General features: G+C 42.1%; 9 protein-coding genes and 1 pseudogene. 8 read left to right on the top strand and 2 right to left on the bottom strand.

Annotation, left to right across the window (positions count from 1 at the left end):
* Nucleotides 1-10 precede the first annotated feature (10 nt).
* From NQ505_RS02900 to NQ505_RS02875, 6 genes are all read left to right on the top strand, one after another.
* On the top strand, nt 11-2,302 hold the full coding sequence (locus NQ505_RS02900; RefSeq protein ID WP_008998075.1) for a GH92 family glycosyl hydrolase: 2,292 nt from the start codon (nt 11-13) through the stop codon (nt 2,300-2,302).
* Between the two features lie 47 nt (nt 2,303-2,349).
* Nucleotides 2,350-3,768 carry a glycoside hydrolase family 125 protein gene (locus NQ505_RS02895; RefSeq protein ID WP_232292985.1) on the top strand — a complete coding sequence of 473 codons (1,419 nt, stop codon included), beginning with the start codon at nt 2,350-2,352 and terminating at the stop codon, nt 3,766-3,768.
* 129 nt (nt 3,769-3,897) lie between these two features.
* Nucleotides 3,898-5,028, top strand: coding sequence for an aldose epimerase family protein (locus NQ505_RS02890; RefSeq protein WP_008998073.1), 1,131 nt, complete (start codon nt 3,898-3,900; stop codon nt 5,026-5,028).
* Between the two features lie 7 nt (nt 5,029-5,035).
* Nucleotides 5,036-6,184: an acyltransferase gene (locus tag NQ505_RS02885; RefSeq protein WP_008998072.1), complete on the top strand. Its 1,149-nt coding sequence runs from the start codon at nt 5,036-5,038 to the stop codon at nt 6,182-6,184.
* 24 nt (nt 6,185-6,208) lie between these two features.
* Nucleotides 6,209-8,263, top strand: a complete 2,055-nt coding sequence (locus NQ505_RS02880; protein WP_008998071.1) for a beta-L-arabinofuranosidase domain-containing protein — start codon at nt 6,209-6,211, stop codon at nt 8,261-8,263.
* 25 nt (nt 8,264-8,288) lie between these two features.
* On the top strand, nt 8,289-9,377 hold the full coding sequence (locus NQ505_RS02875; RefSeq protein ID WP_008998070.1) for an acyltransferase: 1,089 nt from the start codon (nt 8,289-8,291) through the stop codon (nt 9,375-9,377).
* 144 nt (nt 9,378-9,521) lie between these two features.
* Here NQ505_RS02875 and NQ505_RS02870 read toward each other — a convergent pair.
* Nucleotides 9,522-9,635: pseudogene (locus tag NQ505_RS02870) on the bottom strand (nucleotidyl transferase AbiEii/AbiGii toxin family protein); the annotation flags it as partial.
* A gap of 1,036 nt (nt 9,636-10,671) precedes the next feature.
* On the opposite strand from NQ505_RS02870, the gene NQ505_RS02865 reads away from it, so the two are divergent.
* The gene (locus NQ505_RS02865; protein WP_232292978.1) at nt 10,672-11,472 is read left to right on the top strand and encodes a hypothetical protein; all 801 of its coding nucleotides are present in this window, start codon (nt 10,672-10,674) and stop codon (nt 11,470-11,472) included.
* 295 nt (nt 11,473-11,767) lie between these two features.
* Here the strand turns inward: NQ505_RS02865 and NQ505_RS02860 are convergent, their stop codons facing one another.
* Nucleotides 11,768-12,487: a hypothetical protein gene (locus tag NQ505_RS02860; RefSeq protein ID WP_008998067.1), complete on the bottom strand. Its 720-nt coding sequence runs from the start codon at nt 12,485-12,487 to the stop codon at nt 11,768-11,770.
* 417 nt (nt 12,488-12,904) lie between these two features.
* Here NQ505_RS02860 and NQ505_RS02855 point away from each other — a divergent pair, with 417 nt between their 5' ends.
* A complete protein-coding gene (locus NQ505_RS02855) occupies nt 12,905-13,390 on the top strand; it encodes a hypothetical protein (protein ID WP_008998066.1) in 486 nt (161 codons plus the stop codon).
* Nucleotides 13,391-13,408 lie beyond the last annotated feature (18 nt).

The following is a 13,408-nucleotide window of genomic DNA, read 5'->3' as shown; positions in this document are numbered from 1 at the left end:
CAAGAATACCATGAAGAAACTAGCTCTATTCGCTTTTACGTTACTTAGTGCATGGAGTATGACTGCAAAAACAATTACCGGACCGGTGGACTATGTAAGTCCGCTGGTTGGTACGCAGTCGAAGCACGCACTATCTACCGGAAATACTTACCCTGCCATTGCGCTGCCCTGGGGAATGAACTTTTGGGTTCCGCAGACTGGAAAAATGGGCGATGGATGGGCCTATACGTATGACGCTGACAAGATCAGAGGATTCAAACAAACCCATCAGCCAAGTCCCTGGATTAATGATTACGGTCAATTTGCTATCATGCCGGTCACCGGTGAAGCAGTATTCAATCAGGATCAGCGTGCCAGCTGGTTCTCTCACAAGGCTGAAACGGCTACTCCTTATTATTACAAGGTATATCTTGCCGACCATGATGTAGTGACGGAGATTGCCCCGACAGAGAGAGCCGCCGCTTTCCGTTTCACTTTCCCCGAAAACGACCACTCTTATGTAGTGGTAGACGCCTTCGATAAAGGTTCGTTTGTGAAAGTAATCCCTTCGGAGAACAAGATTATCGGCTATACCACTAAAAACAGTGGTGGCGTTCCTGCCAACTTTAAAAACTACTTTGTACTGGTATTCGACAAACCGTTTACTTATACGGCTGCCGTAGCCAGTGGTGTGATCGACACCAACAAACTGGAAGTGACGGACAACCATGCCGGTGCACTGATCGGTTTCAAAACCCGCAAGGGCGAACAGGTGAATGTTCGTGTCGCTTCCTCTTTCATCAGCCCCGAACAGGCTGAACTGAACCTGAAAGAACTGGGTACGGCCAACGTTGAACAGATTGCTGCGAAAGGCCGCAAGGTATGGAACGACGTACTGGGACGCATCGAAGTGAAAGACGATGATATCGACCATTTGCGTACATTCTACTCCTGCCTGTATCGTTCAGTATTGTTCCCCAGAAGCTTTTATGAGATAGATGCCAAAGGAGACGTGATGCACTACAGTCCTTATAACGGTGAAGTACTTCCTGGCTATATGTTTACCGATACCGGTTTCTGGGATACATTCCGTTGCCTTTTCCCATTCCTCAACCTGATGTATCCATCCATGAATACGAAGATGCAGGAAGGATTGGTGAACACCTACAAGGAAAGCGGGTTCCTGCCGGAATGGGCGAGTCCCGGTCATAGAGGTTGTATGGTTGGAAACAACTCCGCTTCCGTAGTTGCCGACGCTTACCTGAAAGGACTAAAAGGATACGACATCGAAACCTTGTGGGAAGCCGTGAAACACGGAGCGAATGCAGTGCATCCGAAAGTGGGTTCTACCGGACGATTAGGACATGAGTATTATAATAAGTTGGGATACGTTCCTTATAATGTAGGTATTAACGAAAATGCAGCCCGTACACTGGAATATGCATACGATGACTGGTGTATCTACCAACTCGGCAAAGCCTTGAAGAAACCGAAAAAAGAGATTGAAATCTTTGCCAAGCGTGCAATGAATTATAAGAACCTATACGACCCCGAACACAAACTGATGCGTGGCAAGAATGAAGACGGCACTTTCCAGTCTCCGTTCAATCCGTTGAAATGGGGAGATGCTTTCACAGAAGGTAACAGCTGGCATTACACCTGGTCTGTATTCCACGATCCTCAGGGTCTGATCGACCTGATGGGTGGTAAAGACGGATTCAACCAGATGATGGACTCTGTATTTATTTTGCCTCCGATATTCGATGAGAGCTATTACCGAGCCGTTATCCATGAAATCCGTGAAATGCAGATCATGAACATGGGCAACTATGCACATGGCAACCAACCGATTCAGCACATGCTTTATATGTACAACTATTCCGGTCAACCCTGGAAAGCGCAGCACTGGATTCGTGAAGTAATGGATAAACTCTATACTCCTGCTCCCGACGGTTATTGCGGTGATGAGGACAACGGCCAGACTTCTGCCTGGTATGTGTTCTCGGCAATGGGATTCTATCCGGTATGCCCCGGTACGGATGAGTATGTCCTGGGTACTCCTTACTTCAAAGAGATGAAACTGCATCTGGAAAACGGAAAGACAGTAACCATCTCCGCCCCGAATAACGGAGACGACAAGCGTTACATTTCATCAATGACGCTGAACGGCAAGGAACATACCAAAAACTACCTGACCCATCAGGATCTGATGAATGGCGCCACCATTTCTTTCAAGATGGATGCCAAACCCAATCAGCGACGTGGTACGAAAGAAAGCGATTTCCCTTATTCTTTCTCTAACGAATTTAAAAAGAAGAAGTAATCATGAAGAAACAGATCAAATATATCAGCGCAGGTATGCTGGCAGGTATGCTTCTCTGTGGCGGGGAGCTACAAGCCTCCAGCCGTATGACGGAAATGCATGTATGTCTGGCAGATGCCATTCAGAAAGATAACCGTCCTGAAATATCCAACCGCCTGTTCCGTTCGAATGCAGTGGAAAAGGAGATTCTCCGTGTACAGAAGCTTCTGAAGAATGCGAAACTGGCATGGATGTTTACCAACTGTTTCCCGAATACCCTGGACACTACCGTACATTTCCGTAAGGGAAGTGATGGCAAACCGGATACATTCGTATATACGGGAGATATTCATGCCATGTGGCTGCGCGATTCCGGTGCACAGGTATGGCCTTATGTGCAACTGGCTAATTCGGACCCCGAACTGAAAGAAATGCTGGCAGGAGTGATCCTCCGCCAGTTTAAATGTATCAATATCGACCCGTATGCAAATGCGTTTAATGACGGTGCCATTCCTAACGGTCACTGGATGAGCGACCTTACGGATATGAAGCCGGAATTGCACGAACGTAAATGGGAAATCGACTCCCTGTGTTATCCGTTGCGTCTGGCTTACCACTACTGGAAGACTACCGGAGATGCCAGCATATTCAACGAAGAATGGATTCAGGCAATCGTTAACGTTTTGAAAACCTTCAAGGAACAGCAACGCAAAGAAGGAGTAGGCCCTTATAAGTTCCAGCGTAAAACAGAACGTGCACTGGATACTGTGAGTAATGACGGCCTTGGAGCACCGGTGAAACCTGTCGGCTTGATTGTTTCCAGCTTCCGTCCTTCGGACGATGCCACCACTCTTCAATTCCTGGTTCCTTCCAATTTCTTTGCCGTATCCTCTTTGCGTAAGGCTGCCGAGATTCTGGAGAAAGTAAATAAGAAAACAGCCTTATCTAAAGAATGTAAAGACTTGGCGCAAGAAGTGGAAACAGCTTTGAAGAAATACGCGGTATATAATCATCCTAAATATGGTAAAATCTATGCCTTCGAGGTAGACGGCTTTGGAAATCATTACCTGATGGACGATGCTAACGTGCCGAGCCTGCTTGCAATGCCTTATCTGGGTGATGTGAATGTGAACGATCCGATTTATCAGAACACCCGTCGCTTTGTATGGAGCGAAGACAATCCTTACTTCTTTAAAGGCAAGGCAGGTGAAGGAATCGGCGGACCGCACATCGGTTATGACATGGTGTGGCCGATGAGTATTATGATGAAAGCCTTTACCAGTCAGAATGATGCCGAAATTAAGACCTGTATCAAGATGCTGATGGATACGGATGCCGACACTGGCTTTATGCACGAATCTTTCCATAAGGATAATCCGAAGAAATTTACCCGTGCATGGTTCGCTTGGCAGAATACTCTTTTCGGTGAGCTGATTTTGAAGTTGATTAATGAAGGAAAGGTAGATTTATTGAATAGTATACAATAATATGCTGACATACTAAATTAGACGTGGATAACGCGGGTGATGCGGCTCTTTCTCTGATGTAAAATGAGAAAAAACGCGTTATCCGCGTCGTCTGCATCTGAAAATGAATATCTAAAAACAAGTTGTATCATGAAAAATTTATGTGTATGGGCAGTTGCCGCCCTTTTAATGGCATCTTGTACGCCGAAAGCCGAAAAGACTACGGATTCCGGTTTATTGCAGAGTAATTTCCAGACGGAAGTGGATGGAAAGAAAACCGATTTGTTTACTTTGCGCAACAAGAACAACATGGAAGTTTGTATCACGAACTTTGGTGGACGTATTGTTTCAGTGATGGTTCCCGATAAAGACGGACAGATGCGCGATGTCGTGCTCGGTTTCGATTCTATTCAGGATTATATCAGTAAACCGTCGGATTTCGGTGCAACTATCGGACGTTATGCCAACCGTATCAATCAGGGTAAATTTACATTGGACGGTGTGGAATATCAGCTTCCTCGTAACAATTATGGCCATTGCCTGCACGGTGGTCCGCAAGGCTTCCAGTATCGTGTGTTTGATGCTGTTCAACCCAATCCGCAGGAACTGCAACTGACCTATTTGGCAGAAGACGGTGAAGAAGGTTTTCCTGGAAATATCACTTGTAAAGTGGTAATGAAACTCACAGATGATAACGCTATCGACATTCAATACGAGGCAGAAACAGACAAGCCGACTATTGTGAACATGACCAATCACTCTTATTTCAACCTGGAGGGAGACGCAGGCAACAACGCCGGTCATCTGTTGACAGTTGATGCGGATTATTACACTCCGGTAGACAGCACCTTTATGACTACGGGTGAAATTGTTACAGTAGAAGGTACTCCAATGGACTTCCGTACCCCGACTCCGGTAGGCGAGCGTATCAATGACTATGATTTCGTACAACTGAAAAACGGCAACGGCTACGACCACAACTGGGTATTGAATACAAAAGGTGACGTAACTCGTAAATGCGCTTCTCTGAAATCACCGAAGACGGGTATCGTACTCGATGTTTATACCAACGAACCGGGTATTCAGGTATATGCCGGAAACTTCCTCGATGGCTCACTGACAGGAAAGAAAGGTATCACTTACAACCAACGTGCTTCCGTATGTCTTGAAACACAGAAATATCCGGATACACCGAACAAACCCGAATGGCCGTCGGCTGTACTTCGTCCGGGTGAGAAATATACAAGTCAATGTATCTTTAAGTTTTCTGTAGATAAATAATAAAAGTATGAATCAGCTCCCTGCTCTCGATCATCGGATGGTCTGGTTAGACGTAATCCGTGCTGTGGCCATGTTAATGGTGATTGGTGTACATTGCATCGATCCTTTTTATATTTCTCCTACGTTGGGCGTCATTCCCGAATATACGCATTGGGCGGCTATTTACGGGTCTTTGTTGCGTCCTTCCGTTCCTTTGTTTGTGATGATGACCGGTTTGTTATTGCTGCCTGTCAAACAGCAACCTTTGGGAACGTTTTATAAGAAACGTATCTTTCGTGTATTGTTTCCGTTTCTTATCTGGTCTGTTCTCTACAATATGTTTCCATGGTTTACGGGAGTAGTGGGGCTTGATAAGTCCATTATCGGGCAGTTCTTTTGTTATGTGCAGGGAAATGAATCCCAAGAGTTGATGGATTCCCTGAAAGATGTGGCGATGATTCCCTTTAACTTCAGTTTTAAGGAGAATCATATGTGGTATATCTATCTGTTAATCGGCCTTTACCTGTATATGCCTTTCTTCTCGGCATGGATAGAGCGGGCAGATCAGAAGATGAAACGCACTTATCTGCTGATTTGGTTCATCTCTTTGTTTCTGCCTTATATGGCGGAATACATCTCCGGTTATCTGTTCGGTACAAGCACCTGGAATGCATTTGGCATGTTCTATTATTTTGCCGGATTCAACGGATATTTATTACTGGGGCATTACGGCAAGAAAGGAAATGACTGGGGAATATGGAAAACGCTGCTTATCTGTGCCGTGCTTTTTGCCATAGGTTATTATGTCACTTATTCCGGTTTCAGTGCGGCGGCAGCCGACCCCAATCATACGGAATCGGATATGGAATTGTTCTTCACTTTCTGCAGTCCGAATGTCGTGCTGATGACGTTGGCCGTGTTCCTCTTGCTTCAGAAAGTGACGGTTACTAACCGCATAGTTATCAAGGCACTGGCAAATATGACGAAGTGCGGATTTGGTATTTATATGGTGCATTATTTCGTTGTAGGTCCATTCTTCCTGTTAATCGGTCCGTCGTCCATCCCTATTCCTCTGCAGGTTCCGTTGATGGCGGCAGGTATTTTCCTTTGTAGTTGGGCGTTTACAGCGCTGATGTACAAGTTGATGCCTAATAAAGCTCATTGGATAATGGGATAAATAAAAAAGAATAGAATAGACGATATGAAGAAAATAAAGACTAAAAGTGTTTTTGCATCGATAGTGCTTGGGGTGGCGGTTACAGCTTGCGCATCTGCACCCTCCAGTGGTACGGTGACAGTAGTGGATCGACCGGACATACAGTCTACCAATACCAATTATACAGGGTATCGCGCTCCGCTTCGTCCATTGAATTTTATAAAGTTGCCGGTAGGCAGTATTCAACCTGAAGGTTGGGTGAAGAAGTATCTCGAATTGCAGCGTGACGGTCTGACCGGACACTTGGGAGAGATCAGTGCCTGGCTGGAAAAAGATAATAATGCTTGGTTGACAACCGGTGGTGACCACGGCTGGGAAGAAGTTCCCTATTGGCTCAAAGGCTACGGCAATCTGGCATATATCCTGAACGACCCGAAGATGATTGAGGAAACCAAGTATTGGATTGAAGGCGTATTTGCCAGCCGCCAGCCGGATGGTTACTTCGGTCCTGTCAACGAACGTAACGGAAAACGTGAACTTTGGGCACAAATGATTATGCTCTGGTGTCTGCAATCCTATTACGAGTATTCTCAAGATCAGCGTGTCATTGACCTGATGACGAACTACTTTAAATGGCAGATGACTGTTCCCGATGACCAGCTTCTGGAAGATTACTGGGAGAAAAGCCGCGGTGGTGATAATATCATCAGTATCTATTGGCTTTACAACCATACCGGAGATGCTTTCTTGTTAGAATTGGCTGAAAAGATTCATCGCAACACTGCCGACTGGACTAAATCTACCTCTTTACCCAACTGGCACAATGTCAATATCGCCCAATGTTTCCGTGAACCTGCCACTTATTATATGCAGACCGGGGATTCAGCGATGTTGAAAGCCTCTTATAATGTTCATCATCTGATTCGCCGTACTTTCGGACAAGTGCCCGGTGGTATGTTCGGTGCGGATGAGAATGCCCGTTTGGGATACATCGATCCCCGTCAGGGAGTGGAAACCTGCGGACTGGTTGAACAGATGGCTTCCGATGAAATCATGCTTTGCATGACAGGAGACCCTATGTGGGCTGAACACTGTGAGGAAGTAGCATTCAACTCTTATCCTGCTGCCGTGATGCCGGACTTTAAAGCATTGCGCTATATCACCTGCCCGAACCATGCCATCAGTGATTCCAAGAATCATCATCCGGGCATTGACAATCGTGGCCCGTTCCTTTCGATGAATCCTTTCAGCAGCCGTTGTTGCCAACACAATCATGCACAAGGCTGGCCTTACTTTACCGAACATCTGGTATTGGCAACTCCCGACAACGGAGTGGCAACTGCTATTTATGCAGCTTGCAAAGCTACTGTAAAGGTGGGCGACGGAAAGGAAATCACTCTTCACGAAGAGACGAATTATCCTTTTGAGGAAAGTATCGCTTTCTCTGTTTCTACCGGTGAAAAGGTCACTTTCCCGTTCTATCTCCGCATTCCTTCATGGACAAAAGGAGCAGAAGTGCGCGTGAATGGTAAGAAGGTAAATGTAGCTCCCGTAGCGGGAAAATACCTTTGCATCCATCGGGAATGGTCGAATGGAGATCGCGTGGAACTGACGTTACCGATGTCTTTGTCTATGCGTACCTGGCAGGTTAATAAAAATAGCGTAAGCGTAGATTATGGCCCCCTCACTTTGTCTCTCAAGATTGCAGAGAAATATGTAGAGAAAGACAGCCGCGAGACTGCTATCGGTGATTCTAAATGGCAGAAAGGCGCTGATCCCCAGAAATGGCCTACTACTGAAATCTATCCGGATAGTCCCTGGAACTATTCATTGGTACTGGACAAGACAGAACCTTTGAAAAACTTCAAGGTAATCCGTAAATCTTGGCCTGCCGATAATTATCCTTTCACAGTAGCCAGTGTACCTTTAGAGGTAAAAGCTACCGGCCGCCTGGTTCCTGAATGGAAGATAGACGAAACCGGATTGTGTGGCGTACTGCCGGAAGAAGATGCAGTGAAAGGTAATAAAGAAGAAATAACGTTGATCCCTATGGGGGCGGCACGGTTGAGAATATCTGCCTTCCCGAATACAAGAGAATAAATTAATAACTAGAAAACTTAGAAAAATGAAACGTATTGTTTTTTTAGATTATGTCCGTGTGTTTGCATGCTTTCTCGTAATGGTTGTTCATGCCAGTGAGAATTTCTACGGTGCTCCCGGATCCACTGATATGGCAGGACCGCAGTCTTTTTTGGCTAATGAAGCAGACCGGTTATGGGTAGCTGTTTACGACGGTTTCTCGCGTATGGCAGTGCCGCTGTTTATGATAGTCTCCGCATTCCTGCTTGCACCGATGAAAGAGGAACAGACGATGTGGCAATTCTATCGCCAGCGCTGTCTCCGTATCCTGCCACCGTTTTTCATATTCATGATACTATACAGCACCCTGCCAATGTTATGGGGACAGCTGGACGCGGAAACATCCATCAAGGATTTATCACGAATATTCCTGAATTTCCCTACGCTGGCCGGACATTTCTGGTTTATGTATCCTCTGATTAGTCTTTACCTGTTTATTCCTATTATATCTCCCTGGTTGCGTAAAGCCACGGCAAAAGAGGAACTCTTTTTCATAGGACTGTTTGTATTGTCAACCTGTATGCCCTATCTTAACCGTTGGTGCGGTGAAGTGTGGGGACAATGTTTCTGGAATGAATATCACATGTTGTGGTACTTCTCCGGCTTCCTGGGATACCTCGTATTGGCACATTACATACGTGTACACCTCACATGGAATCGTTCCAAACGTTTCATCATAGGAGCCATACTAATGGTGATCGGTGCTGCATGGACTATTTATTCATTCTACGTTCAGGCTGTACCGGGCGAACTCCATTCCACACCTGTAATAGAAATAGGATGGGCTTTCTGTACCATCAACTGTGTGCTTCTCACATCGGGTACGTTCCTTTTGTTCACATGCATAGAGGGTCCGAAAGCTCCGGTGCTGGTGACAGAAACATCAAAACTTAGCTATGGTATGTATCTTATGCATATCTTCTGGCTCGGATTGTGGGTATCTGTATTCAAGGACACACTGGGATTACCTACCGTTGCCGCTATCCCATGTATTGCAGTGGTTACATTTATCAGTTGTTTCGTAACGACGAAGATCATTTCGTATATACCGGGTAGTAAATGGATCATAGGATAAATATCCGGACATGAAGCAGGAGATAATGAGTACCGGCTTTGCATTTTTATAAAACGCAGATTAGCGCAAATTATCACAGACTTCTATTTTATCTGCGATAATTTGCGCTAATCTGCGTTTCAATAATAATTAAATCGGCTTCTCTTATTTCCATTTGATTTTGTCTGCCAGTAGTAGGAAATAATCGTTCGACCATATATCGAGTGATTGTCTATTTCTGACAAATGGTTCTACATCTTGTTTGACCATTTTTATGTCTGTATGGGCTTAGGTTCCTGCAAAAGATTTTTCATTTTTATTTCTCATGTTCTCATAGAAATATGCTAATCTGTTGTAAACCATTTATATAATGCCATGAGAAATAAAACATAAAACGGTATTTCTCATAGTCTTTTCACTATTTTTAGCTAAAAATGGTGTATTTCTCATATGTTCCAAGTCATTTCTCATCTTATTCTCATACTCCTTTTCTTCTTCAGTTTGATTAGCAACTCTCTATTGTTTATTGCCTTTCTGTGTATTATTCACCATATACTTATCTGTTTTTCCTTCACCATTACCGTTTTGTCTTACCGCTATCCAGTTCATTCCACTCCAGTGAACAGATCTTTGCACTAGAGTGAACGATTCTTTCCACTGGAGTACAACGATCTTTCCACTAGAGTGGAACGAATGATATCTTCCTTATAGAAAACGGTATAACTTGATGACTCACAAATGATTAATTAGTCTATTTTATGCAAATAAGCAATGAACTGTTTGCAAGATGCTATTGCGTAGGAATAAGAGAACAGTACACAGAGCAAGCCATCCGTTCTGTGAATGAGAAATGCGACAGAATACGATGAGAAATACCTAAAACGAGTATGAGAAATGACCTAGAACCTGCACAATTTTGCCATCAAACTATGAGAAATGCCTATTTAAAAATCATTTCTCATAGACTATCTATCTGATAATATATGCTTTATACGAATGCTATGAGAATATGAGAAATGAAAATGAAAAATCTTTTGCAGAAGAAGAGAAGCGAAAGTACAGAAAGTCAGGGCGAACGCTCACAGGATTAAATGAAAACGTTGAATGAATCTTCTGGAAAGTTTTTTCATACGGTATCAAAAGTTGAGTTTCAATTTCGCTAACCGCGGTTAGCGATTTCAAATCATCGTACCAATGCTTGGTATTTGACGACAAAGTTACAAAAAGAAACCTGGACTGAAAAAAATATTATCAATCTCTTTTCGTCTATATTTCTTTGCGTATATTTGTAGCTCAAGAGCACAAGATAAGGAGAATGATGAAACTGTCCGCTTATTCTTTTAAACAATTATTTTCAGGAGGCTTGCTTTGTTGTCTAATTTTGCTGGCTGCCTATTTATTTCAGGTTTTCTTCCCTGAAATGTATGTTGATGCGTTTTCATCTTCCATACATCTATTGATGTGGTTGACACTCTTTGTGGGGGCTTTACTGTGGACATTTCGTGAGAAGGGGGCACATGGTATACCTTCCGAAATAACGGACTGGCAGTGTATCGCTGCTTTTCTTTTAATTACAGCAGATCAGATATATGTCGTTATGCCAAAAGAAATACATCAGGAGGTGGCACCGGCATTATCTACCTATACAATTCCTACTTTAGTGGTTGCTGGCATATTGATAGCCGGTATAATTAAGTATTCGATTTTATTATATCAAAAATTGCAGAATGAACGACAACAATCTATTATTCAATCTCAAAAGTTACAGCAATTGCTAGCTTCTCCTTTATCCATCCAAAGAGGCATTTCTTTAGTTCGTAAATTGATAGAGAATAAATCTATTGCTCAATTGTCTGCCCAAGACTATCTATCATTGGTAGAAGGGTGTAGAACGATAGATCCTGACTTTTTTTGTTGGTTGAAGTCGCAAAACCTTCAGCTTCCTCCACGAGATATTGTGTTATGCGTATTGATCCGAATGTATAAAACAAAAGAAGAGATTTTGTCAGTTCTATGTGTAAGCGACGGATCTTATCGCACTATGCGATCACGTGCCCGGAAACGTTTAGGGATTGTAGATAAAGAATTGGAGGCTTTTTTACTGGAGATTGATTAACTGTTCTCTTATCTTTATGTGTCTAATATTTCTATTAGTTTGACGAAAGACTTAATTGCTGCAAGCATTCCTGACATCGCTGCACAATAAAACCATACTCGTTTATTAGAATATGATTTTTCTGGCATACATTTGATTGCGCCTATTGTTACTATGATCCACGAAAGAAAATCGAAGAAATGGATGAGAAACAGCTGAAGAATAGAATCGATGTTATCTATAAAAAGATCGAGATAACACATGATGATGCAAACAGCACATGTGCTGCAATAAAGTATAATATAGCGAATCATTGTTATTGATTATTTATACAATTCTCATAGTCTTTATTTGCTATTCTTATATTTGCTTTATATACTGCTGCTTCTTTCAAGTAACATGGTGAGAGAGGACCCATGCCCTTACAGTTTGTAGCTATGGCATTATCATACTCCGTTTTTGCTTGTTCGTATGCTGCTTGTCTCAATTCTTCACATTTACTGTTACCATTTCCTTCTTTGCGTGTTTTTAATATCTTTCTTTTCGCTAACTCCCGGCTTTCGGCAAATTGCCTGAATAATAACAACCGTTCCTCTTCACTCAATCTTAGAAATACTGTATGTTCAAGCAAGCCTTTCTTAGCCTCATCCATTTGCCGGAGTACTTCTTCCAGATTCGCTTTTTTGATGAAATCTTCCATATACTCATCATCATTCAGCTTTTCCATGAGTTTGTCATATTCTTCGTCACTTAGTTTTGAAGTATAAGCACTAAACTTGTCCGCTAATTGTTCACTACATCTTTCAAATTCATAAAACTCGTCTGAATTGGCAACGGAATCTATCAATACATTTCCTGTATTCCAAGTTTGAGAGACCAAACTGCGTGTTTTGGCAATTGAGTTTACTTCTGTCGCTGTCTCATTCGTATAGTTGTATTCATCGGTGCTACAACTATACATAAAGAATGCGGTCAATAATATTCCAAACAGTGTGATTACGTATATACTACTCTGTTTTTTGTTTTCGCTTTTCATGTCTTGTTTATAATTTAAATTAGGAAAAACAAAGAAAGGGATTTTACAGCAATTAGATGGAACGTTTTGTTCAAAAAATAAAATAATTTGTTCAAATAGCTGTTTGATGACTTTAATAACTCATATATCAATGTTACAATTTAGATATAAAATGACGTTTGTCAGGGCTTTATATGCCCGATAAATGCCTATATGACAGGGATAGGAGTGTAACGCCCCCTTGAATAGCATTTGTTGTACTCGTATCTTTGTATAAAAATAATATTATGAAAGCAATGACAAAGCTGGTTCCTATTATTTACCTTCCTATTGTTATAGGCGGCTCTCTTTTTTATTCTTGTTTACAAGAGAAAAGAAGGATATTTTCTAAAAAAGATGTTATTATGAACTAATGCAGAATTTTAATTTATAGATAGTATGAAAATAAAAAAAAGAAAATGTTATTTCATCACTTTAGTTTTAATGGCTTTGGTGGTTATTGTTGCCTGTAATTGTAGTTCTGACGTAAAAGTCGACTCAAACAAATTTAATCTAATAACTATGGCTGCTATGAATGCGGATAGTTGGCCAATGCCAAAATTATCAGAAAAGGAGGCATCTTTGGTTGATTCGATTTCTAGATTGGATGTGTTTATCAATTATCATAACGCTTATCAGCAATTGATAAAAAAAACGAGTTCTTATTTTGCTAATTTGAGTTCTGAAGAAATAGAAGAATTTACACAAAATGGGACTGATACTGCTTTTATATCAGATTTTATGAAAAAAATGGATTCATGTATAAATATTGAAATAGAAATTAAAGCTGTAGAAGAAGCAGGCAAGGATTTTGATAAAATGATTAAAGGGTTGGAATTAACAGAAGCGGAAAGAATAGCTCTAATAATCAAAAAGTTTAAGTAAATACTAACTTGGTATACT

The organism is Bacteroides sp. D2, from assembly GCF_025147085.1.
Lineage (GTDB): Bacteria > Bacteroidota > Bacteroidia > Bacteroidales > Bacteroidaceae > Bacteroides.
The sequence above is the reverse complement of the archived record's forward strand: the minus strand, read 5'-3'. Positions and strand labels throughout refer to the sequence as shown.

What these genes read in the sequence shown, in the direction of transcription:
- NQ505_RS02900 (WP_008998075.1), top strand. Translation starts at nt 11, where the DNA reads ATGAAGAAACTAGCTCTATTCGCTTTTACGTTACTTAGTGCATGGAGT.
- NQ505_RS02895 (WP_232292985.1), top strand. Translation starts at nt 2,350, where the DNA reads ATGCTTCTCTGTGGCGGGGAGCTACAAGCCTCCAGCCGTATGACGGAA.
- NQ505_RS02890 (WP_008998073.1), top strand. Translation starts at nt 3,898, where the DNA reads ATGAAAAATTTATGTGTATGGGCAGTTGCCGCCCTTTTAATGGCATCT.
- NQ505_RS02885 (WP_008998072.1), top strand. Translation starts at nt 5,036, where the DNA reads ATGAATCAGCTCCCTGCTCTCGATCATCGGATGGTCTGGTTAGACGTA.
- NQ505_RS02880 (WP_008998071.1), top strand. Translation starts at nt 6,209, where the DNA reads ATGAAGAAAATAAAGACTAAAAGTGTTTTTGCATCGATAGTGCTTGGG.
- NQ505_RS02875 (WP_008998070.1), top strand. Translation starts at nt 8,289, where the DNA reads ATGAAACGTATTGTTTTTTTAGATTATGTCCGTGTGTTTGCATGCTTT.
- NQ505_RS02865 (WP_232292978.1), top strand. Translation starts at nt 10,672, where the DNA reads ATGATGAAACTGTCCGCTTATTCTTTTAAACAATTATTTTCAGGAGGC.
- NQ505_RS02860 (WP_008998067.1), bottom strand. Translation starts at nt 12,487, where the DNA reads ATGAAAAGCGAAAACAAAAAACAGAGTAGTATATACGTAATCACACTG.
- NQ505_RS02855 (WP_008998066.1), top strand. Translation starts at nt 12,905, where the DNA reads ATGAAAATAAAAAAAAGAAAATGTTATTTCATCACTTTAGTTTTAATG.